At 42.5% G+C, this 23,421-nt stretch carries 20 protein-coding genes and 1 tRNA gene; 2 read left to right on the top strand and 19 right to left on the bottom strand.

The annotated features are described in order from the left end of the window. Window positions 1-42: 42 nt before the first annotated feature. From ACJQWY_RS04160 to leuS, 19 genes are all read right to left on the bottom strand, one after another. A complete protein-coding gene (locus ACJQWY_RS04160) occupies window positions 43-1,068 on the bottom strand; it encodes an L-threonylcarbamoyladenylate synthase (RefSeq protein ID WP_407076501.1) in 1,026 nt (341 codons plus the stop codon). A 39-nt stretch (window positions 1,069-1,107) separates the two neighbouring features. Then, window positions 1,108-1,965 (bottom strand): peptide chain release factor N(5)-glutamine methyltransferase, encoded by an 858-nt coding sequence (gene prmC, locus ACJQWY_RS04155; protein ID WP_407076500.1) that lies wholly within the window; start codon window positions 1,963-1,965, stop codon window positions 1,108-1,110. A gap of 3 nt (window positions 1,966-1,968) precedes the next feature. Continuing rightward, entirely contained in the window at window positions 1,969-3,048 is a 1,080-nt protein-coding gene (gene prfA / locus ACJQWY_RS04150) for a peptide chain release factor 1 (RefSeq protein ID WP_407076499.1), read from the bottom strand. Between the two features lie 5 nt (window positions 3,049-3,053). After that, window positions 3,054-3,662: a thymidine kinase gene (locus ACJQWY_RS04145; RefSeq protein ID WP_407076498.1), complete on the bottom strand. Its 609-nt coding sequence runs from the start codon at window positions 3,660-3,662 to the stop codon at window positions 3,054-3,056. A 181-nt stretch (window positions 3,663-3,843) separates the two neighbouring features. Further along, window positions 3,844-4,551, bottom strand: a complete 708-nt coding sequence (locus tag ACJQWY_RS04140; protein ID WP_407076497.1) for a type 1 glutamine amidotransferase — start codon at window positions 4,549-4,551, stop codon at window positions 3,844-3,846. Window positions 4,552-4,553: 2 nt separating this feature from the next. Continuing rightward, window positions 4,554-5,909 (bottom strand): Mur ligase family protein, encoded by a 1,356-nt coding sequence (locus ACJQWY_RS04135; RefSeq protein WP_407076496.1) that lies wholly within the window; start codon window positions 5,907-5,909, stop codon window positions 4,554-4,556. Window positions 5,910-5,941: 32 nt separating this feature from the next. Continuing rightward, window positions 5,942-7,753, bottom strand: coding sequence for a M3 family oligoendopeptidase (locus ACJQWY_RS04130; protein ID WP_407076495.1), 1,812 nt, complete (start codon window positions 7,751-7,753; stop codon window positions 5,942-5,944). Window positions 7,754-7,831: 78 nt separating this feature from the next. Next, window positions 7,832-9,253 carry an APC family permease gene (locus ACJQWY_RS04125; RefSeq protein ID WP_407076494.1) on the bottom strand — a complete coding sequence of 474 codons (1,422 nt, stop codon included), beginning with the start codon at window positions 9,251-9,253 and terminating at the stop codon, window positions 7,832-7,834. A gap of 82 nt (window positions 9,254-9,335) precedes the next feature. Continuing rightward, window positions 9,336-10,166 (bottom strand): hypothetical protein, encoded by an 831-nt coding sequence (locus tag ACJQWY_RS04120; protein WP_407076493.1) that lies wholly within the window; start codon window positions 10,164-10,166, stop codon window positions 9,336-9,338. Then, window positions 10,166-10,582, bottom strand: a complete 417-nt coding sequence (locus ACJQWY_RS04115) for a helix-turn-helix domain-containing protein (RefSeq protein ID WP_407076492.1) — start codon at window positions 10,580-10,582, stop codon at window positions 10,166-10,168. The genes ACJQWY_RS04120 and ACJQWY_RS04115 overlap by 1 nt, the downstream gene beginning before the upstream one ends. Before the next feature lie 106 nt (window positions 10,583-10,688). Continuing rightward, complete coding sequence (locus ACJQWY_RS04110; RefSeq protein WP_407076491.1) at window positions 10,689-11,537, bottom strand: methyltransferase domain-containing protein; 849 nt, start codon at window positions 11,535-11,537, stop codon at window positions 10,689-10,691. 13 nt (window positions 11,538-11,550) lie between these two features. Beyond that, window positions 11,551-12,882, bottom strand: a complete 1,332-nt coding sequence (locus ACJQWY_RS04105) for an APC family permease (protein ID WP_407076490.1) — start codon at window positions 12,880-12,882, stop codon at window positions 11,551-11,553. Window positions 12,883-13,112: 230 nt separating this feature from the next. After that, window positions 13,113-14,540 carry an NADP-dependent phosphogluconate dehydrogenase gene (gndA, locus tag ACJQWY_RS04100; RefSeq protein ID WP_407076489.1) on the bottom strand — a complete coding sequence of 476 codons (1,428 nt, stop codon included), beginning with the start codon at window positions 14,538-14,540 and terminating at the stop codon, window positions 13,113-13,115. 192 nt (window positions 14,541-14,732) lie between these two features. After that, window positions 14,733-14,870 carry a hypothetical protein gene (locus ACJQWY_RS04095; protein WP_407076488.1) on the bottom strand — a complete coding sequence of 46 codons (138 nt, stop codon included), beginning with the start codon at window positions 14,868-14,870 and terminating at the stop codon, window positions 14,733-14,735. A 100-nt stretch (window positions 14,871-14,970) separates the two neighbouring features. Continuing rightward, a complete protein-coding gene (locus tag ACJQWY_RS04090; RefSeq protein ID WP_407076487.1) occupies window positions 14,971-15,888 on the bottom strand; it encodes a magnesium transporter CorA family protein in 918 nt (305 codons plus the stop codon). Window positions 15,889-15,985: 97 nt separating this feature from the next. Continuing rightward, the gene (locus ACJQWY_RS04085) at window positions 15,986-18,037 is read right to left on the bottom strand and encodes a putative polysaccharide biosynthesis protein (RefSeq protein WP_407076486.1); all 2,052 of its coding nucleotides are present in this window, start codon (window positions 18,035-18,037) and stop codon (window positions 15,986-15,988) included. 32 nt (window positions 18,038-18,069) lie between these two features. Then, window positions 18,070-18,142: transfer RNA gene (locus tag ACJQWY_RS04080), tRNA-Arg, on the bottom strand. A gap of 63 nt (window positions 18,143-18,205) precedes the next feature. Next, on the bottom strand, window positions 18,206-19,432 hold the full coding sequence (locus ACJQWY_RS04075) for a D-alanyl-D-alanine carboxypeptidase family protein (protein ID WP_407076485.1): 1,227 nt from the start codon (window positions 19,430-19,432) through the stop codon (window positions 18,206-18,208). A gap of 169 nt (window positions 19,433-19,601) precedes the next feature. Beyond that, on the bottom strand, window positions 19,602-22,019 hold the full coding sequence (gene leuS, locus ACJQWY_RS04070; protein WP_407076484.1) for a leucine--tRNA ligase: 2,418 nt from the start codon (window positions 22,017-22,019) through the stop codon (window positions 19,602-19,604). 233 nt (window positions 22,020-22,252) lie between these two features. Between leuS and ACJQWY_RS04065 the strand changes: the two genes are divergently transcribed. Further along, window positions 22,253-22,903, top strand: coding sequence for a phosphatase PAP2 family protein (locus ACJQWY_RS04065; protein ID WP_407076483.1), 651 nt, complete (start codon window positions 22,253-22,255; stop codon window positions 22,901-22,903). Next, window positions 22,896-23,411, top strand: a complete 516-nt coding sequence (locus ACJQWY_RS04060; RefSeq protein ID WP_407076482.1) for a hypothetical protein — start codon at window positions 22,896-22,898, stop codon at window positions 23,409-23,411. The genes ACJQWY_RS04065 and ACJQWY_RS04060 overlap by 8 nt, the downstream gene beginning before the upstream one ends. The last annotated feature ends 10 nt before the right edge of the window (window positions 23,412-23,421 follow it).

Raw genomic sequence — 23,421 nt, 5'->3', positions numbered from 1 at the left:
GTTTAAACCATTATCTTTTACTTATGTAGCAATAAATTAAAATTACATAAATTCTGCCACATCAAAATATTGACCACCGGCTGCTTTATTCAAACGATTATTATAAGCTGCATTAGCTGGCGTTTCAGCTAACCGAGCCACCAAAATCGTTTGTACCATGGGCTGGTCATCAAAATTACGTAACCCGGCAAATAATTTCGCCGCCGCACTGGCATCATTTTCACCCAACGGCCAAACAAAGTCCATCCCTGCCAATTGATGTTTTTCAACCAAGCGATCAGGAAGCATCAAACCGACGGGGGCCAATTGTCCTTGCGCCCAGATGATGGCTTTAGTCCAATCAGCTTCTTTGACCATATAGACATCTTTGTCTGGCGCATAATGTCGATATTTCATCCCTGGGGCTTTGGGCGCCTCATCCGCCGCCACGTGACGTTCAGAAGAATCAACCGGCACTCCTAAAACAGCTTCAATTTCAGGACCGGTAATTTTACCTGGTCGTAAAATCGCAGGATGATCCGTTGATAAATCGATCACTGTCGATTCAACGCCAATTTTAGTGGCACCATCATCAACCACCCCGGCAATCTTGCCATGTAAATCATGGTAAACATGCTCAGCAATGGTTGGGCTAGGCTTCCCAGACGTATTCGCTGATGGCCCCACTAAGGGTGAATCCACCGCACTAATTAACTGCCGCGTAACTGCATTATCAGGGAGCCGTGAAGCCACCGTCTGCAAACCACCCGTCACTAATTTCGATAATTTACCTGGTACCACTGGCAAGATAATGGTCAATGGACCTGGCCAAAAAGCATCCATTAATTGCTGGGCTTGCTCGCTTACCTGAGCATAATCACGCACTTGGCTGGGCGTAGCAACGTGAACAATCAACGGATTATCAGAGGGACGTCCCTTTGCTGCATACACTTTACCAACTGCTTTTTCATTAAACGCATCTGCCCCTAATCCATAGACGGTCTCAGTCGGAAAGGCTACTAAACGTCCCCGTTGTAAGGCTTTAACAGCTGCGCTCAAATCGGTTGCTTGCCATATTTTTGTTTCCATATTTGCCTTCTTACTCTTTTTTAATACATAATTTACATCTTAATTCATCCGCTTAACTTGCAGCATTCGATCGTGACCGCTAAAGTCTTGCCGTAATTCAACTTGAACCTCAGGTAAAGTTTTAAATAACTCCACTAAAGCTGGACCTTGCAGATAGCCAATTTCAAAGTAGGCTGTCCCCTGTGGCGCTAGATAATCTAGTAGATGCTGAGCCATACGCTTGTATAAAGCCAACCCTTGATTGTCCGCAAACAAAGCTAATTCCGGTTCATATAAAAGAACGGAATCGTCCATCACTGTTTTTTCATTTTCCGCAATATAAGGCGGATTAGAAACAATCACATCAAACTTTCCTTCAATTTGGTCAAATAAATCACTCTGTTGCCACGTAACGGCCGGCGCATATTTTTCACCATTGACTTTTGCCACAGCCAAAGCATCGGTTGAGATATCACTACCTAACACTTGCCAGTCCGGACGTTCAACCTGCAAAGTAATCGCAATCACCCCTGAACCAGTGCCCACGTCTAAAACGCGCTGGGTGGTTTTAGGGTGATCTTTTAAAATCCAATCAACTAACTCTTCGGTCTCTGGACGTGGAATCAACACCCGCCGATCCACTTGAAATTCGCGACCATAAAATGGCGCATGTCCCAAAGCATATTGCACAGGTTCTCCACCTTTGAGGGCGCGAACCGCAACCATAAAGCGGACCCGCTTGGGATCTTCAATTACCGTATTTAAATTATTATGCAATTGGCTATAATCCCAGTCCATCATACCTGTTAATAAATAGTCTAATTGATTTGCACGCTCGGTTTGATCTTGAATATACGGTTCTAATTGCCAATCACCCCATTGCCGTAAAGCTTCAAAAGTCCATTCTTCTTCCAACATAAGCTATTTCTTCAATTCCTCAAGCTTGGCGGCTTGATCAGCGATCACCAAAGCATCGATAATATCTTCTAATTCACCATTCATAATACGGTCTAACTTGTTCAATGACAAACCAATCCGATGATCAGTAACCCGGTTTTGCGGATAATTGTACGTCCGAATCCGCTCCGAACGATCTCCCGTTCCAACCGCCGTCTTCCGCATTTCTGAATATTCCGCTTCATTTTGTGAGGCGTAGTAGTTATAAACGCGCGCCTTCAAAATTTCTAATGCCTTAGCCCGATTTTGTTGCTGTGAACGTTGATCCTGCATCGCAACCACCACCCCCGTGGGAATATGGGTCATCCGCACGGCTGATGAAGTTTTGTTAATATGCTGTCCTCCAGCCCCAGAAGACCGATATACATCGACTCGCAAGTCTTTATCTTCAATCTCAATATCCACATCTTCATATTCTGGCATCACCCCAACTGTTGCCGTTGAAGTATGTACGCGACCAGCTGATTCAGTTTCGGGCACCCGTTGAACACGGTGAGCACCATTCTCAAACTTCAACTTAGAATAAACATTATCCCCTTGGATCATCAAAACTAATTCTTTATAACCACCAATTTCAGTGCGGTTTTCATCAATCACTTGAATCGTCCAGCCTTGCTTTTCAGCATAGCGGGAGTACATTTCATACAAATTACCTGCAAACAGCGCTGCTTCATCCCCACCAGCGGCCCCGTGAATTTCCATAATAATGTTTTTATCATCATTTGGGTCTTTGGGTAACAACATAACCTTCAGTTGATCTTCTAAGCTCGCCTTTTCTGCCGTTAAATCCTTAATTTCTTCTTTGGTAATTTCTTCCATTTCTGGGTCAAGCTTTTCTTGTAAAAGCTCTTTATCACCAGCTAAATCAGCCGAGACGCCTTGGTAATGTTTAAAGGTTTCCACCGTCTCGCGAAGTGAGCCTTCTTCTTTTGAAAGTTCCATAAACCGTTTAGTATCACCAATAACGTCCGGGTCACTCAGCATTTCACTCACTTCATCATAGCGGTCAACTAGTGCCTGCACCTTTTCAAAAATTTCGTCCATTATCATTATTCCTTTTCTAAACTTTGGATATGTTGTTCAATCATAGCTAAATCGGGGTGCTGATAATGCCGTCGACAAACAGGCATGTAAGCCTCATCGCCCCCAATTTGGATTTGCGTACCACTATAAACGGGTTTCCCATCTGCAATTCGTAAATTCATAGTTGCTTTACGCGTACAAAATGAGCACAATGTTTTCATTTCTTCAATTTTATCAGCATAGATTAATAAGGCCTCTGAACCGACGAATAATTGGTTAAATGCATCCTGCTTCAATCCAAAAGCTAAGACTGGGATATTTAAATCATCAACAATTTGGGTTAGTTGTAGAACTTGCGCTTTTGTTAAAAATTGGGCTTCGTCAATGAGCACCGCTGAAATATCATCAGCGACTGGTCGAATAATCGTCGCCAAATCGTCATCCGGCGCAATTGCCCGAGCAGCCCGCTGCAACCCAATTCGTGAAGCAATTGCTCCAATTTCGGTCCGATTATCAAAAGCACTCGTTAATAGTAAAACTTTCCGGCCCTGACTTTCATAATTGTGTGCAACTTTTAAAATCTCAATACTCTTACCACTGGCCATTGCGCCATAACGAAAGAATAACTGTGCCATAATCTACCACCCCTTTTTAATCTATCTTAATCATTATACACGAAAATCATTGCCGCTCGATGAATTATCCATGTCTTTCCTCCTTAAAATTTCCAAGGCTAACCCAATGCGCTTGAACCAGTCTTATCAATAAAAAAGGCACCCTCAAGCAACGAGAATGCACTTAATTTTGCCAAACTGGCTAAAACGATTCTGGTTCAATTTGCGCCAACTTCGCTTTCCAATCAATTTCTGGATATTTCCGTTTTAAAATAATTGCCAAAATCCGTAAAGCTAAGTTACCATTCCGCGTTAAAATTGGTCCGTGGAAATAAGTACCAAACACATTTTTATAGATTAAACCTTCGCCATGATCCTCACCATTATTTCCATTCCCGGACAAAACATTCCCAAGGGGACGTTCATTATCTGCAATAAAGGTCCGGCCTTGGTGATTTTCAAAACCTACATAAATTTGTCCCGTTTCTTCACTTTGGATGCGAATATTACCAGTAAAACGATGATGCGGTTGGTTTAACGTGTAATGGTGCATTGCTGAAATTCCTTCCACACGTGTCCCATCAGCCAACAAGAAATATTCGCCTAGCAACTGAAATCCACCACAGACCCCTAAGAAAGGTCCATCAGCCTCAATATAGCGCTTGATGGCTGCTGACTTCGTAGGCAAATCATCAGCGACCACTTGCTCTTCATAGTCCTGACCACCACCAAACAGCACGAAATCATACTTTTGGTCATGGAATTCATCCCCAATTGAGACTACATCCACGTTAAAGTCCACTCCAATTTGCTGTGCATAATAGCGTAAAGCCACTAAGTTTCCATAATCGCCATACGTATTCATCAAATCAGCATATAAATGTGCGGCGTTAATCTGATATTTAGCCATGCTTATTCCCCCATCTGATGATTTTTAAGATAACCACGCTGGGCTAATTGTTCTCGTAATTGCAACATTGCCGTATAGGTCGCCATGACATATACATTTTTCGTTGGCATCTTTTCAATCGCACCAACCACCTGCTTCATACTTGGATAGAACGGGTGATCCCCAAAGCCTGACATCTTCAAGCGTACATAAACGTCCTTATACCGTTCACCACCCGTGGCTAAGGCTTGCACGTCCATATCTTTCAAATCTTCAAATTCAGCGTCCCAAATCCAACTCGTATCAATCCCATCAGCATAGTTTGCATTCAACAAAATCATCACTGACTTTGGCTCCGGGTCTGTCTTTATCATTTCCAAGACTTGGTTGGCGCCCACAGGATTTTTAATCAATACAATCGTAATAGCTTTGTCTTTGACTTGAATCTGTTCTTGCCGACCAAAAATTTGTTCATTCGATTCAAACGCATGGTGAATTTGGGTCTTGGAAACACCTAAAGTCCGACCAACTGTATAAGCAGCCAAAGCATTATAAATATTGTACATCCCCCCAATTTCAATTTGATAAGTTTCACCATCAAGATCAAAATTAGAGAATTTAGGTGTTAGCTGGTTCAACTTAGTCACCGCATAATCTAAGGTAGGTCGCTTAAAATCATCCGTCTTTGAGAAATAATCACCTTGGTTCGCAAACGTCCGGAAATGGTATGACAAAATACTGTTATCCGTAGGTGATAAAATCCCATCTGTATTATGGGGCGCCCGTTCATCGCCCGTAGCTGGAACATGATTAAAACCAAAATTAACGCGTGGATTTGGTAACCCGCCTCGCATAAAGATTGGCGAATCAGCATTCATAAACACGGTGGCTTCCGGCGCCAAACGAATTCCCCGCAAAATTTTCTCATAGGTGGTATATATTTCACCATAACGATCCAGCTGATCACGAAAAATATTAGTCAAGACAAACGCTTTTGGCTTTAACTGGCGGCTAACTTCCTCAACATTGGCTTCATCAACCTCTAAGACCACTAATGGTTTTTGCGTCCGATCTTTAACCTTGGCCGACAACATTGTTCCAGTAATTCCTTGAAGCATATTTGAACCAGAAGGATTGGTAATCACGTCCGCATACTTTTCGCGCAAGACGCGGGTAATTAAAGTGGTCGTCAATGTTTTACCATTCGTTCCCGTAACTAAAATAACATTATATTGATCAGCCATCGTTTGTAATACATTCGGATCAATTTTCATAGCCAATTTACCGGGAAGGGAGGTCCCACCCCGATGGAATACTTTGGTTAACACAAAATAAGTCGACTTCCCAACCATTTTGGCAAAGCTACTTTTCATCGTCATATCGCATGCCTCGTATTTTTATATAATTTAGTTTATTTTACAAATTGTGCTGATAATGTCAAATATTCATCCAAATCAGCTTGGATGGCTTTAACACCTTGCTCCCAAAAATCAGGTTGTGTCAAATCCACATGTAGATGCTTCTGTGCCAATTCTTCAGTCGTCATCGCAGCCGTGTCTTGCAACAAGGCAATATAGGCTGCTTCAAAATCCGGTTGCTTTTTAGCCCATGTATAAATACCTAGGCTAAACAAGTAGCCAAAGGTGTATGGGAAGTTATAGAACGGCACATCATCCGCATAAAAGTGGAGCTTTGAGGCCCAGAAATGAGGATGCCAGGTCGTCAAGGTACCTTGGAAAGCGGCTTTTTGGGCCGCTTCCATCATTTCATTTAACCGACTGGCTGGTACATATCCGACCTTCCGCTCTTGATAGAACTGCTGCTCAAAGCGATAACGGGCGTTGATGTTCATAAACATAGCAATCGGATTAGCTAATTTAGCATCTAATAAGGCTACCCGTTCAGCATCACTCTGCGCCTTTTTTACATTGGCATCATTAACCACTAGCTCGGCAAAAGTTGAAGCCGTCTCAGCAACGTTCATTGCGTAATCATTCCGCAAATACGGCAAATTTTTTAAAACTTCTGTATGGAAACCATGCCCTAATTCATGCGCAATCGTCGCCGCATCATTAGGTGAACCCGTAAAGGTCAAAAAAATACGTGATTCTTGCGAATCAGGCACACTCTCCATCCAGCCCCCTGGTTGCTTACCAGGCCGGTTTTCTGCTTCAATCCATTGCTTTTCAAACGCATTTTGTGCAAATTGGGCCATCTTAGGTGAATATTTAGCAAAATTTTCAATAATCAATTGTGCCGTTTCATCATAACTCATTTTTTGCGGTTGATAATTACCTAACGTTCCTAAAGGTGCCGTTTGATCTTGCCAGCCTAATTCCGTCACCCCTAACAATTCAGCACGCCGCTTGAAATAAGGCTTAAACATAACTTGGTGCGCTTCCACCACCTGCCACATCATCTCCAACGTAGCTTGAGACATCCGATTTAAGCGTAAAGGTTCAGCCAAAAAATCCGTTTCATGGCGGGCACGTTGTTCCGTCAAACGCGCTCCAGCCAGATGATTCAAAGTATCGGCCGCTAAATCTTCTACCTGCGTCCACATCTGTTCATATGCTTGCATGATGCGCGCCCGCACTTTTGCATCTGGGTAACCATCAATTTCATTTAAAGCTTGTCCCGCCGAAATTGTCTGTTCTTGATTATGCTCATCAACGTACTTCACTGTTAGACCACCCACCAAAGTCTCGTAATGGCTAGACCATGCTGATAATCCATCTAACTGCATTTGCTTTAATAATTTTTCGGTCGCCGGTGCTAACAACCGTTGCGCCGTCGATCGCATCTCTTGCACCGAAAATTTAATCTGCCCAATTGTCGGTTGTGCCACAAATTTTTGAAAAACTGGTTCTGGCATCACCCCTAATAAACGTTGCAGAATTTGCTCAGGTTCAATCACTTGGGTAGCCAACTGCTCCAATTGAACTTGGATGGGCCGATAAGTAGGATTACCATAATTATCAGCTGCCCATGCATTCACAAATAAATCCAATGTCAATTGCCGCGATAACAACGTTTGATATACATCTAATGCCTGCGTTAAGGTCGGAAAAATCTTTTCATCTAATGCCCGATCAGCTAAAGTTTGCATGGTTTGCGTAAATTGTTGCAACATTTTCTTAAATTCAGCTAAATGCTGTTGAAAATCCGCACCATTTACACCACCTTGATAAATTGAATCCAAATTCCAATTTAATTGATACATCTTCACAACCCCCAGCCTAATTTTATGTATTACAATGGCTGATCTCAATGTTATCGACCATCGTTAAAGTTCTTCAAACTATTTATCCCGAATTTTATGTTTTATTCCATACAAAAAGTATACTGCAATTCCAAGAACAAACCAAATCAACATCATCAATTTAGCATCCGCCCCAAGACCCAACAATACAAATAAGGCGGCTAAAGGTCCCACCGCCGGTAGCACGGGATACCATGGCATCTGAAAGGCCGGCTGCGCTAAGTCTTTTCCTTCTCGTGGACGTAATTTATAAATTCCCAAAGAAACAAAAACAAAGGCGACTAAAGTCCCTGCTGAAATCAATTGAGCTAACTGCGCAAACTCAAAGCAAGCCGTAATGATAATTGCCACCAAGGCCATCGTCCACAAACCTACTTGCGGTGTCCCTTTAGCATCTAATTTGCCTAATGATTGGGGCAACAATCCATCCCGACCAAAGGCATAAATTAAACGTGACCCCGCCATGCTCATTCCAATTAAAGCACTAAACATTCCGACCACGGCAATCGAAGCGACAATTGCCGAAATCAATGGATGGTGCGTCGCCCGAAGTGCCCACGCAACCGGTTCTGCATTGCCAGCATAGACATTTGACTTAAACATCCCAACCAACACTAACGATACAGCGGAAAATAAAACTACGGCAATTAATAATGAACCCAAAATTCCACGAGGCATAGTTTTACTAGGTTCCTTGGCTTCTGCGGAATTAGCGGCGATGGCATCAAATCCAATGTATGAAAGGAAAATACCAGATACTCCTGCCCAAATTCCTTGCCAGCCTCCATAAGGACCAGGTTTAACGGCTGGGTCATAGGCCGGTACAAACGGATGTAAATTAGCGGGATGAAAAGCGGTTAAACCAACAATTAAAAACAAAACGATTGCAAAGACTTTCGCCAAAACCAGCAATAATTCCACACGGGTCGCATTTTTAACGCCCCGTCCCAATAGCCAGGTCACCAATAAAATGGCCAAAATCGATATAATATCTCCAAAACCACCGGCGCTCATTGGTACCGTCAATACCCGTGGTAAATGGATGCCAAATTCAGCTAAGAGACCTCGCAAATTGGCAGATAGTCCAGCCCCGACAAACGCTAAGGCAATAAAATATTCGGCCAATAACGCCCAGCCAACCAGCCAGCCTAAAAATTCACCAAATAAAACGTTAATCCATGAGTAAGCCGAGCCAGCAAAAGGCATGGTAGCTGCCATTTCAGCATACGCAAAAGCAATTAGACCCGCTACTAAAGCCGCCAGCAAAAATGAAATTACCACAGCCGGACCGGCATGTTGTGCTGCAATCACTCCTGGTAATGTGAAAATGGATGCCGACACAATTGTTCCAACGCCCAGTGCCAAGAAATCTTTGACCCCCAAAACCCGTTGCAATTGAGCATCTTTATCTTCATAATTACTAGCCTGCTCTTTTTGCGTCATTAGTTCCCAAACTTTCATAACCTACACCTCTAATTCAGACTTAATCATCACATAATTATCTAATAATACCCAATTAAACCCTGATAAGCAAATAAATTTCTCAATATACTCGATAAATTTTTTCATCAATTAAATCAAAACTAGAAAATTTTCGATTAATAGCTTTTAACGGCTTCAAATGCGCGGTTTGCCAAAATTCCGCCGAATTAGTCGCGCCATTCACCTCACCAATGACCAAAAATTCACCTTCATAATGCGCCCGTACCCATTTTAAAATTTCAACATCTAATGTTGCGTTATCAGGTGCCCAGCTCATTAAAAGCACCTCGCTGTGTTGCGCATAAATGGCTAACGCCTGCAAAGCATCTGCATCTTCCACCTCTGTGACGGCTGGCATAATATGCACATCCGGTTGCCTTTGCCAGCTCAGATTATCAACTGCTTGATGCTTGACATTTGGGGTTAAGACCCGCAAGCCAGCGGTTAAATAACCACGCCCCGCCATCAATTCCAAAGTTGGACGCTGTCCAAGATAAACCTGTAACGCGCGTAACCAAGGCGTTGAAACATACCCGTACATTTGATAGTTATTAATTAAACAATCCCGAAAATTATGCAGCCACTGATCTAATGTTTCTAAATCATCTAGGGCCCTTTGCCAGGTCTGATTCCCTAAAGTCGGTTGCGTAGGATAGCGCTTTAAAATATTCTGCTGAACTTCACCCACCATTGCATCATCAACTTCCAACCATGGTAAAGCAGGTGGCAATAAACCAGCATGCAAAGCTTCTATAACTTGCTGTATCTGCTTTAACAACGTTTGGATGGTCGTAATTTGCTCAAATTTATGTTGATAAATAAACAGCTCACTAAGTACAGAGGACTCAGTGAGCTGGCGTTCATCAACTTTAATCAGTTGATTTAACATCATTAAAATAAATCTCCTTGCTGAGTATGGTCCCCATTATCGGTGCCTTGATCAGCATTAAATATACTATTCTTCTCTACGAAATGGCGGTTGATAATCTGAAAAATATCAAAACGTTCTTGATCGGTCAACGGCTTCCCATTGTAATCAATCTCTTTCCCTGACAAAAACAAGAGGGACAAATCAGTTTTTTCAACACTAACTCGTCCAACCAAAAAGTCCATGGTCACATCGAAAAAATCCGCCAATTTTCGAACTTCTACATATGAGGGCGAACGATCGCCACGTTCCCAATTCCCGATTTGTGCGGCAGTATTAGGTTTTTGTCCTGGATCAAGCTGTTGATTAAGCGCTTCTGCCAACGTTTCAAGCGTGATATTACGGCTTTTACGTAATTCACGTAATCGTTCTGGAAACATGTGATTTTCATTCCTCCTTTTGTAAGCTCATAATTTCGATCAAAATAAATTAATTTTTAACGAAAATCATCTAATTTTACCACTAAATTTAACAGATTGCTAGTTATTAAACCTGCAAAAGAGTCACATCCACCGTCACGACTGGGAGCGGTTGCTGTTCTGCGGCAGCTTGCATCTCAGCCCGAGCACCCCAATGTAGTGGCGTCATATGTAATAAATCAACCCATAAAGCTTGCGGAATGGCCCACTGATACTGCAGAACTTGCTTGGTTGCCTTCGGATATTGTTGCATAAAACGCTCAACCACTGCTTGATTATCATAAGTATAATTTTTAGAATCTGGCAAATATAATTTTTCCCGTAATTCATGCAAATAACCAGCATTGGGGACTACTTTCACTAAAGTCCCTTGGGGCTTTAAAACACGCTGGAATTCGTGGTAAGCACTCGGTGAAAAGAATTCAATAATGGTATCAAAGACGTGGTCATTAAAGGGAAGTTGGGCTAAGTCAGCTACCGCAAAAAATGCTTCCGTATCTAATTGCGTCGCCAGTTGAATACCCGCCTTGCTAATATCAAACCCAACCGCGATATCTGGTGTTTGGTTTGAACGCTGTGCTAACAAGCGCGCTAATGGCGTTCCTTCACCGGTCCCCACATCTAAAATTGTTTGAGGTGTGTCAGGTAAACTCTGATTAACCGCTTGAATAATGCCATCAAATAACCCGGCCGTTAAAATACGGCGACGGGCGACTAACATCGCATCATCGTATTCCGTATTCACTGCATGCTTCAAAAAGACGATGCTCCCTTTTTTATTTAAATCTACCTGATGCCCCAAAGGACAGACTAGGCCGGCGTCTTCAACTTTGACATAAGGTTGGTCACAGACGCCACATTTGAATAAAGCCAGATTATTTTTGAGGAATTGTCGACCTTTATCGATTTTTTTCATTTTTTTAATCCATTCATAATTGATTCTTATTTTTATAATATAAGTAGACTGGTATCCCTGCAAGCACCATAATCAAGGACGTGAAGGCTCCACTAAAGTCATTTTGCAACGTTGAGATAATAACAAAGCTCCCACCCACAACCCCGACTAAGGGCGTGAGCGGATAAAGCGGGGTTTTAAAATCAACAACATAACCCCTATTTTTTTGCCGACGTCGTAAGATAAATGCCCCAATAAAAGCTAAGACGTAAAAAATCCAGACCGTAAAAATCGCCATATCAGACAGCCGATCTGCTGAATTAGTGCAAGTGGTAATCAAAATAGCTGCCAACCCAATCGTCATCGTGGCTGCGGCTGGGACATGCGTGCGTGTAGTTAAGCGCCCAAGATATTTGGGGAAATAACCATCGCGAGCCATTGCATGCGCCATCCGTGGAAAGGCCACCATTTTACCATTCAAAGTTCCCAGCATTGAGATAATAATAATAATCGCTAACAACCGACCACCGATGGCCCCAAAGGCTGCTTGGACGACCGCAAAAACCGCATTATCGCCCAAAGCTACAATCGTGTGGGCCGGTAAAGCCCGGTAGACTCCATACGTCACCCCAACGTACGCCAAAATAATTGTTAAAACCCCAAAGACAATCGAAAGCGGTAAATCACGTCGTGGATTTTTCATTTCTGAGCGGATATTGGCAACTAATACCCAGCCATCATAAGCAAATAACGTCGCTAAAATCGCCATTCCAAAGCTACCGCTGGTCGTTTGAATCACCTGATGCGCCGTTGTTCCAATCGCATCAGCTTGTCCAAAAAACAGACCATATAATACTAAAATAGCAATTGGCACCAACTTAATGGAGGTCGTTAAAACTGCAAACCCGGCGGCCACACGGTGGTCTAATAGATTAATTCCCATGACAAATAAGATGTAGACAACGCCAATCCAACGCACTAAGCCAAGGTTCAAATTTAAAAAATTGGCAGTCAAGTGCGCCGCATAACCCCCAATGGAAGCAATCACGGCCGGAGCATAAACCACCACTTGCGACCACCCCGTCAAAAAGCCTGTCAAATGACCATAAATATCATCTAAATAACTATAAAATCCACCAGCTTTAGGCACCCGCGCGCCAACTTCAGCAATCGTCAGCCCGGCGGCCAAAGTAATAATCCCCCCCACAATCCAAGCCATTAAACCAGCAAACGGGCTCCCAGCCGTTTCTAAAACACTAGCCTGTTTAAAAAAGATTCCTGACCCAATCACCGTTCCGACCACTAGCGATAACCCTGATACCAGTCCTAAATTCGGTTTATAACCACTATCTTGTCCCTCATGCATACCCACTCCCCCTTACTTTTAAATTAAAAAACTCTAATAATCATAGCATGCTTGCCCTAAATTAAACAAGCTTTCCCATTCATCTTTACAAATATTTTCATTGGGTGGCACTTCTTCCCCGTAATCAAAAATGTTAAGTCCTTATCTTAACCAAACAAAAAGGACTGAACTCCGAAAAGAGTATCAATCCAATTAGGCTAGCTAGTTAACCTATCTAACTGATTTTAATTTTAAGCCTCGTCATACCAACTATAATGGTACATTTCACCGGCTGGCTTGTCGACCCGCTCGTAAGTGTGAGCACCGAAGTAGTCACGTTGAGCTTGAATCAAGTTTGCAGGCAAAACTGCTGAACGATATGAATCGTAGTAGGCAACCGCCGCTGATAATGAAGGTGCAGGGATTCCAGCTTGCACAGCCAAGGCAACGACACGCCGAGCTGCATCTTGATACTTTTCAGCGATTTCCTTGAAGTAATCATCCAACAAAAGGTTGTGCAAATCAACATTCTTATCGTAAGCATCCGTAATCCGTTGTAAGAAGCGGGCCCGGATAATTGCTCCAGCACGCCACAATTGTGCCAATTCACCAAATGGCAAATTCCAGCTGTAGTAATCAGAAGCCATCCGCAATTGGTCAAATCCTTGTGCATAAGACATAATCTTTCCAAAGTACAAAGCCTTACGGATATCTTCAACAGTTGCAGCAACATCACCATTGAAACTCTCAACAGGTCCATGTAATTCCTTTGACGCAGCTACTCGGTCATCTTTCATTGCTGAAATATAACGAGCGTAAACCGACTCAGTAATCAATGATTGAGGGGCGCCAACCGCAAGCGCTGATTGTGAAGACCACTTACCAGTTCCCTTATTTCCAGCCCGATCCAAAATCATATCAACCATTGGCTTGTCGCTACCCATGTCATCTTTACGCGTCAAAATATCGGCTGTAATCTCAATTAAGTATGAATCAAGTTCACCTTCATTCCAGTTCTTAAAGGTATCAGCAAGTTGTTGTTGGTTCAAGCCAACCACGCGCTTCAATAAGTCATATGATTCAGCGATTAATTGCATATCACCATATTCAATTCCGTTATGCACCATCTTAACATAGTGTCCCGCTCCATCTGGTCCGATGTAGGTAACCGTTGGCTTACCATCTTCAGGGGCCTTAGCTGCAATTTCTTGCAAAATTGGGGCAACCAAATCGTAAGCATCCTTTTGTCCACCAGGCATCATTGAAGGACCCTGCAAAGCACCTAACTCACCACCTGAGACACCCATACCGATAAAGTTAATTCCCGATTCTTCCAGGTGCTTTGAACGGCGAATCGTGTCCTCAAAGAAAGTGTTTCCACCATCAATCAAGATATCCCCTTTATCCAAGAATGGTAGCATTTCTTCGATTACGGCATCAGTTCCAGCTCCCGCTTTAACCATCAACAAAATCCGACGAGGGCATTCGATTGAGTTAACGAAATCTTCAACTGTATAACTAGGCACAAACTTCTTATCTGCGTGCTTTTGGACCAAGTCCTCAGTCCGAGCGCTTGAACGATTATAAACCGCAACAGTATAACCACGTGATTCAACGTTTAAGGCTAAATTACGACCCATAACAGCTAATCCGGCTACACCAAAATTCGCTTTTTCCATTTGATAATCCCCCTAAAAAATATTCAGTAATTTATATATTACCAATTAAATTATACACTGATAATTGCATTTTGTTTCACTAATTCAATAATTGCTTCTTCGTTTTCTAATTCAACACTATTTACAGCGCAAACAAAAAGCACTTATCCTCGCATATCTGCGACAGATAGGTGCATTCCACGGAATTACAAATTACTTTGTTTCCAATTCTGCTTTACCCTTAGCCCAAGCTTGGATATTAACAGTTTCTGCTTGACGCGCTTTCTTCTTTGCGTCGTGGCTCACTGGGCGCTTTCCTGCCCATGAGTTATATGGTGACCGAACAGCCATGATATTTACCTCCGTTTTGTTATCGATAACTGTACAATCATAGCTAATTTATCCACAAAAGTCAATAACTACACCAGATTGTTATTAATTTTCTTTAATTTCAACGTTTGAAAAAACCAGAAACCCAAAAAATAATGGTCGTTATAAGCATCAATAATAACATCGTTCCCACCGTAATTAACCAACTACTATCAAAGTTGGCCCAAGGGAGACTCTTCACATTTTCGCCATAAAATCCACTCACCATCGTTGGAATCGTTAAAATAATTGTTAATGCCGTCAACAGCTTCATCGTCCAATTTAGATTATTATTAGCAATCGCAGCATACGAATCTTCCACTTGATTCGTCACCTGTTGCGATAATTCACCCGTATCAATAGCTTGTTGTAATTCCACGCGGACATCTTCCAACCGTTCCATCTGGGACGCGGTCAATGGAATCAACTTTTGTCCTTGCAAAGATACTAACAGCTCTTCATCACTATGCAATGAATTCAGCAAATAGATAAGATCCGTCTGCAAACTCATCAATTCATCAATCTTCGTTTGTACCTGTTTGGTTTCGCGCAAAGCCCGCTGAATCGGTGCCCGACGCCGATTGATTTCCAAAATCACAGACTGGAAGCGACTAGAAACCACCCGTAGTAAATCAATCAGGAGGTCTGACAGCTGGACATGTTGCTCGTTGGTCGATAACTGACTACTTATTTTATTAATATACGTTTCAATATACCGTGTTTCAACCCGGGTGAAAGTAATAAAATGTGCCCCTGTTTTTTCAATCATGATTCCAACCGGCTCGGTCGTTGCAATCGCCGAAGTAGGAGTTACAATATCAAAAATCATTAATAAATAATTATCATCAACTTCAACCCGGGCACTTTCGTATGGGTCAATTGCATAATTAATCATCTCATTGGCAATATCGTACTGTCGGTGTAATATCTTCCGGTCATCCGGGCTAACCTGATGGGCCTGAACCCACTTAAAATCATCAAATTCTTTTACATCTATCATCTTTTTCCTCCGCTCATCTGCTTAGGATTAATTCTGTATTTTGAAAAATAAAAAGCAGTCTAAGCCACACCCAGACTGCTAATTAAATGCGCTCTGCCTAGTGTCGCCAAGACAATTTTCGACGAATCCGACGGGCCCGATCGCCAAAGACTTCTGGTCCAACATGGCTTTTTAAAATTGCCCAGCCATAAATCAAACCGCCTAAGAACACCATGATCACTAACACGCCAAGTTGCGCTAAACGACTGGTACTTACTTGTAGCTCTAATAAACGAGTCAAAGGCGAAATCACCCCAAACATAATCAAGCCCCAAAACAAAATCACCATTAATGAATAATTAAAACTAGCCATATTTAAAGGATATTCTCGCTTTAAATGCCATAGAATCCAGGACAAACCAATCAAGAAGGCAATTCCAGTTGAAATCAAAGGTCCCATTCCACCGAACAAGGCTACCGCTGGATATTGTAAAATCAATTTTGACAACAAAATCAAAGTCATCAAATGACTAGTTAAGCGTAACCGCCCCAAACCTTGATAAATCGCCAAAACAACCATATACACACCAAAAGTAAGTCCCACAAAGCTAGAAAGTTCAAGCATTAGCACCCCATTATCCACATCTGACATCCCATAAAAAAGAATATACAGTGGACGAGCCACTGCCGCCATCCCCAGCGAAGCAGGAACCATCACAAGCGCTAATAACTTAAAAATATACGTAATTTGATCCGCAATCGTCGTGGGCGTACCGATTGCACGAGCTCGTGACAGTAATGGCAATGTCGTTTCAGACATCGCAACTGCTAATGAAACCACCAGCATAACGAGTTTATTTGAATTAAACGCAAATTGAGCAAACATTTGGTCAAGCATATCTTGGTTAACATTTGAAACCATATGCATAATTTTAAAGAAAGTAAATTGATCAATCACTTGAACCAACGAAATAGCCGAACCTGCGTAGATAACTGGAATCGATTGTCGCGCCATCATACCAATAAATGAACGCTTGGGATCACCACTATTCTCATTAACAATAAAGCGTCCCTTTAAATAATGCCGACGAGACAGCATCCCAAGAAGCAAAACCACTACCCCAGCAAGGGCACCCCAGAAAGCCGCAAGCGTTGATTGGACGGTAGCATCCACCCAGTCACCATGTTGACCGAGCATAATCCAGGCGGTCAAAGCTAACATGTAAGCCACTCGTACAATCTGCTCTACCACTTGGGACAACGCTGACAAGCCCATCATTTCCAATCCTTGAACATATCCTCTTAGCATTGACAATACAGGGATAATTAAGACTCCGGCCGCCAAGGAACGAATCACTGGAATCACATTTGGATTACCTTGGGATAATGGTCCAGCTAAAGCGTATAAAGCAGCGCCGGCAATAATCCCCATCACACCCCCCAAAAGCAAGGATTGGCGTAATACATCTTTCACATAGCCAAATTGCTTTTTGGCGGCAAATTCAGCCACTAAGCGGGCTAACGCATTTGGCAAGCCAGCTGTTGCAATCAACAATGCCACCGAATAAATCTGGTAACCTTGCGCATATAAGCCATTTGCTGCCGTTGTATACGCAACCCCCAGCATCATCGACCAAGGAATGATATAGAGGGCTCCTAACAAGCGGGAAACTAAATTCCCGACGGTCATCCAAAGTGATCCACGCAACATCTTACTTTGGTTTCTTAACGCCTCATCCCCAATATCTTGCGTTTTGACCTTTTCAACTGGTTTTTGTTGCTGACTGGCCACCGCATGTTGCACTGTACTTGGTGCCGGCTGTGACCGCGTTTGCTTGTCATTGGAATTGGCCCGCGTTTTCCGCCCAATCTTTTGGTACTCATACGTATCGGAAACTTCCGTCACTTTAATATGATGATCCAATGTATCGGCCTGCGACCCGTGTTCATCAGTCGGAAACGTCACTTGTTTTCGTTTAGCCGGGCGAATTTTAACCTGGTTAGGGACCACTTGCTTGCCACTAAGCCTCGTGGTATCAAATTGCGCTTGTGTCCGCTCGTTTGGATGATCCTTAATCTCTACTAACGGTTGACCATCTAATAAATTCCGGACTTCGCGGTAGGTCATCTCACGCCGAATTTTTTTACTCGTATGCGTTTCACCAGCCATGCCGTCTCCTTCTAAAATATCTACTCTAATAATGACGCTACACAGACTCGAACTGTGATCTAAGACTTAGGAGGTCCTTGTTCTATCCAGTTGAACTATAGCGTCGATAACTCGCACAGTCTAATTATACACGATTATCAAAAGTACGCGTCATCTAAAATAACTTCTTTACCAATGCCTAACAATTTCTTTGAGCTGGTCCCAAATGATTTGCAATGGATTAGCCACCTTCACCCGCTGCTGCGTCTGATATTGCAAAATTGGTCGATTCTGTAAATAATCATCCAATTGTGCATCCTTAAACTCAACTTGTTGTGTGGCAACCACCTGATCCTTAGCCACCGGTGCTGCTAAATGTTTATCTGTCAACTTTAAGGTTTGCTGGGTCAACAATTCATCTTTTTGAGCAAAAACAGTCAGCGGCTTTTGCGGTTTGACCGTTACCACACTTGCTTTTGTGGCCGCATTTTTCACATAAATTTGTTGAGTTGGATTTAATTGTTTCAGACTCGTCTGATTATCGACCTGCTTGAGCATCTTTTCCGTATCATTAAGTACGTTCTTTTTATCTGCGTTTAAAATCACAGTGATTACAGGACGACCTTTCAACCAAGTATAACCAACCACATTAAACCCATCATTCGGTGTAAGTCCCGTTTTTAAGCCTTTAAATTTAAAATCGGTGCTCTTAAATAGTGGATTAGTCGTTTCCATTTTGGCTGGCTGCCCATTTTTATCCGGAAAATCAGCGGAGTTTTGTGCCGTAATTTTCAAAATCGGCGGATAGTCTTGCACTAAATGCAATGACACCAACGCAATTTCGCGAGCGGATAACTTATTTTCCACTACATCATCCAAATGATCAGATTTAAAAGTTCCCATATCACCCTGACTCAATCCAGAAGCCGATGCAATCTGGGCGTTATGGATTCCCCAACTTGCTAACAATTGATTGACTGCTTGGTAATATGCGTCTTGACTCCCAAATACCAAATCAGCCAAGGCAATCGCTGCCCCATTCGCTGAAGCAATCAAGGCTGCGCTCTCCAACTGCTCAACGGTATAGCCTTGATCGACAGTCATAGGAACATTAGCGACTTGACTGTCTTGACTAAAATCAGCTACTTGCTTTGAAACATGCACGACTTGATTATGCTTAATTTTACCATTTTGAACGGCTTGTTCCGTTAAATAAATCACCATCAACTTAGATAATGATGCAATTGGCAAACGTTCGCGATCATCATGGGCCGCCAAGACCTGTCCTGTTTTTACATCTACCACAATCCCAGCTTTTGCGGTTACATCAGTCCCCACCGCCGCGGCTTGCACCATCGGCTGGAATACCCCCAATATGATTAACAAACCACCTAAGAAGCGCCACCAAAACTTCATTGAATGATTCTCCTTTCACCAACATTCTTCAATCTGTGCTGTTACAATTTTTTTGGCATCAATTTTTGAATCAACTATATGTAAAAGACTAACTAGACTCGGCTATTAAAAATAGCTTTCTAGTTAGTCTATAAGGTAAATTTAACGAATCATCATTAGACCCTTTTGCTTACATGACAACACTAACTAATTTACCGGGAACGGCGATTACCTTCTTTGGTTCAGCTCCATTTAGCTGACGTTGAACTCCCTCATCAGCCAAAGCTGCGGCAATCATTTCATCCTTGGTGCTATCTTTTGACATTTGAGCCTTACCACGAAGCTTACCATTCACTTGAAAGACAATTTCCGTAGTAGCTTCTACTAGCTTACTTTCATCATAAGTTGGCCAAGCAGTTCCTTGTACAGACTCGTTAGCATGGAAATAACTCCATAGCTCCTCTCCCATATGTGGAGCAACGGGATACAACAACTTAATAAATCCTTCCACGTATTCAACCGGCAAATTATCTGCTTTATATGCTTCGTTAATAAAAATCATTAACTGTGAAATCCCTGTATTAAAGCGCAAATCTGCAAAATTTTCAGTAACCTTTTTCACGGTTTCATTATATACCTTATCCAACTGATGATCGTTGACCATGGTGATATGATCACGCAATTTATCGTCGTCATCAATCAACAACCGCCAAACACGATCTAACCAACGCCTTGACCCAGCCAGACCATCTTCTGACCAAGCAATTGATTGTTCCAAAGGTCCCATAAACATTTCATATAGGCGCAAAGTGTCTGCCCCATACTTTTCTACGACGTCATCAGGATTAACTACGTTTCCCTTTGACTTCGACATTTTCTCATGGTTAGCGCCCAAAATCATTCCTTGGTTCGCCAACTTTTGGAATGGTTCTTTGGTCGTCACAACTCCTAGATCATACAAAACTTTGTGCCAAAAACGCGCGTATAGCAAATGCAAGACCGCGTGTTCAGCTCCACCCACATACAAATCGACATTTTGCCAATATTGCTCTAATTCAGGTTTAACTAAGAACTTGTCATCGTGAGGATCCATATACCGCAAGTAGTACCAAGAAGACCCGGCCCATTGTGGCATCGTGTTCGTTTCGCGCTTTCCATGCAACCCCGCGGCGTTTGTGACATTGACCCAGTCATCAATATTAGCCAAAGGTGATTCACCCGTTCCGGTTGGCATAATGTTTTTAGCATCAGGTAACCGTAATGGCAATTCAGATTCCGGCACTAAGGTTGTCGTTCCATCTTCCCAGTGAATCACTGGAATCGGTTCACCCCAGTAACGTTGTCGTGAGAACAACCAGTCTCGTAGCCGGTAATTCACTTGCTTTTTACCAACCCCTTGTTCAGTCAACCAAGCAATCATCTTCTTAATTGCTTCTGCTTGCTTTAACCCATTCAAGAAATCAGAATTGACATGTTCCCCATCGCCTGTATAAGCGGCCTGGGTAATGTCACCACCAGCAACGACTTCACGCATTGGCAAATCATATTTCTTGGCGAAGACATAGTCACGTTCATCGTGCGCTGGCACAGCCATGACTGCTCCAGTTCCATATGAAGCTAAGACATAATCACCGACCCAAATGGGTAGCTTTTCGCCATTGACTGGATTGATGGCATACGCCCCGGTAAAGACGCCTGATTTATCTTTGTTCAAATCAGTCCGCTCCAAATCAGATTTCGAAGCCAAATCAGACTTAAATTGGTCCACCACTGCTTTTTGTTCCGGTGTCACAATTTGGTCAACAAATTCGTGCTCAGGCGCCAAAACCACGTACTCGGCCCCAAACAAAGTATCCGCACGAGTTGTAAAAACTTCAATTTGCAAATCAGCTTGATCAACCACTTGGAAATTAACAGCCGCACCGATTGATCGTCCAATCCAATGCCGTTGTTGCTCTTTAATAGCTTCGGGCCAGTCGACATCATCTAAATCATCCAAAAGACGATCTGCATAAGCGGTAATCTTCAAAACCCATTGCCGCATTGGAACGCGGTAAACGGGATAATCACCCCGTTCAGTTCGTCCATTAATAATTTCCTCATTGGCCACCACGGTTCCACCATTATAATCTGGCGCCCAGTTCACCATAACTTCATCTTCATAGGCGAGCCCTTTTTTATACAATTGTTCAAAAATCCATTGGGTCCACTTGTAATACTTAGAATCTGTTGTGTTAACTTCGCGTGACCAGTCATATGACAAACCTAACGAACGCATCTGTCGCCGGAAATTGTTCACATTCGTTTTCGTCACATCTTTTGGATTAGCCCCGGTTTTAATCGCATAATCTTCGGTTGGCAACCCAAACGCGTCAAAGCCCATCGGATGCAACACATTATAACCTTGCATCCGCTTCATACGTGCTAAAATATCCGTTGCCGTATAACCCTCAGGGTGCCCAACATGTAATCCTTGACCGGATGGGAACGGGAACATATCTAGCACATAATACTTGGGCTTAGTAAAATCATTCGTTGTTTTAAAAGTCTGATTTTCATCCCAAAAATGCTGCCATTTTTTCTCCACCGCTCGATGTTGATATGCCATATTTTCATCCTCACTTCGTTACTCATTTTTGACTAATGCCTTCATTGTTAAAACAAGCTTTATCAGTCCTAGCTATATGTAAAAATTGTACACTAATTCTCGAGTAATTAACATGCTATTTTACGTTTCATACAAACAATTCTTTTCTCATAACTTTTCAATTTAACAAACATTTCAAATTATTCATATGTTAGGATTAAAAGGAAAAACTTTATTTAAGGAGAACTGTCCAAATGCGCAAATTTGATTACTTTCAGATCGGACTGGCCCTATTTTGCATCGGTAGTTTCTTCATCTTAGCGCTTGGCGTCATCTTGAACCTACCTTTCATTCATCAACTCGATCAATTTGGTCAACACGTCATTCGTGAGCCGGTGACCCCCGAACGAACTTGGTTTTTTAAAAATGTTACCCGCGCTGGAAATCCGACTTGGACTGCTTTTGTCGCTGGGTTAGCTTTTATTGCCGCCCTCATTTTTCGCAAATACGACATTGCTGCGTTTGTTTTAGTTAACGTTGGAGGCTTTGGGTTAATAGTAATGGCTCTGTTAAAAGCCTTTATTCATCGTCCCCGTCCGGCCTTATTACATCTTGTCATTGAACGCGGTTATTCATTTCCGTCAGGGCACGCCATGAATGCCGTCTTGTTATACGGATCCTTAATTGTCTTAGTCCACTATTACATCAATAACGATTATTTTCGATATACATTCTTAACGCTCTTTGCTAGCCTAATCATGGCCATCCCCATGAGTCGAGTTTACCTTGGTGTGCACTACCTATCCGATGTTTTAGCCGGATTCTTTCTCGCTACCTTTTTCCTGATTATGTCCAAAGAATTGATTTTTAAATATAAAACACGTGAGGTCTTTCAAAATGCGTAAAACACATAATTTAGCTCAATTACAAATTGATGAATTTTTAAAAGTTGGTGACACTGTGGTTGACGCAACCATCAACGGCGGGGATGCCACCCGCTTTTTAGCCAGTCGCGTGGGGGATGACGGACACGTTTTAGCCTTTTCAGCCCATAAAAAGGAAATTGATGAAGTAGCTGCCTCCCTTTTCCTCAGCGGCCTAACCGCCCGTGTGGAACTCATTGAAAAAAATTTTTCAATGATTCCCCAATACTTAAATCCAGCTGAACCAGTGGCCGTCTTTTTATTTCAAACCGAATCAGGCCTAGACGCACAGGCGCTCGTACAAACCATCCAACGTGTGCAACTATATCTAAAAAGTCATGGCTTAATCGTCTTGGATGGTCATTTAGCGGACCCCGCGATTGTGCAAACCTTAGCCTATGCACAGACCCTACCAGCTGATGCATACGATGTCCGTTATTTTACGGATCCATTATCAATGGAAACTGCCTTATTGATCCAACGCCTTTAGTGATTAAATG

Source organism: Weissella kandleri (assembly GCF_045504165.1).
GTDB classification, from domain to species: domain Bacteria; phylum Bacillota; class Bacilli; order Lactobacillales; family Lactobacillaceae; genus Weissella; species Weissella kandleri_A.
The sequence above is the reverse complement of the archived record's forward strand: the minus strand, read 5'-3'. Positions and strand labels throughout refer to the sequence as shown.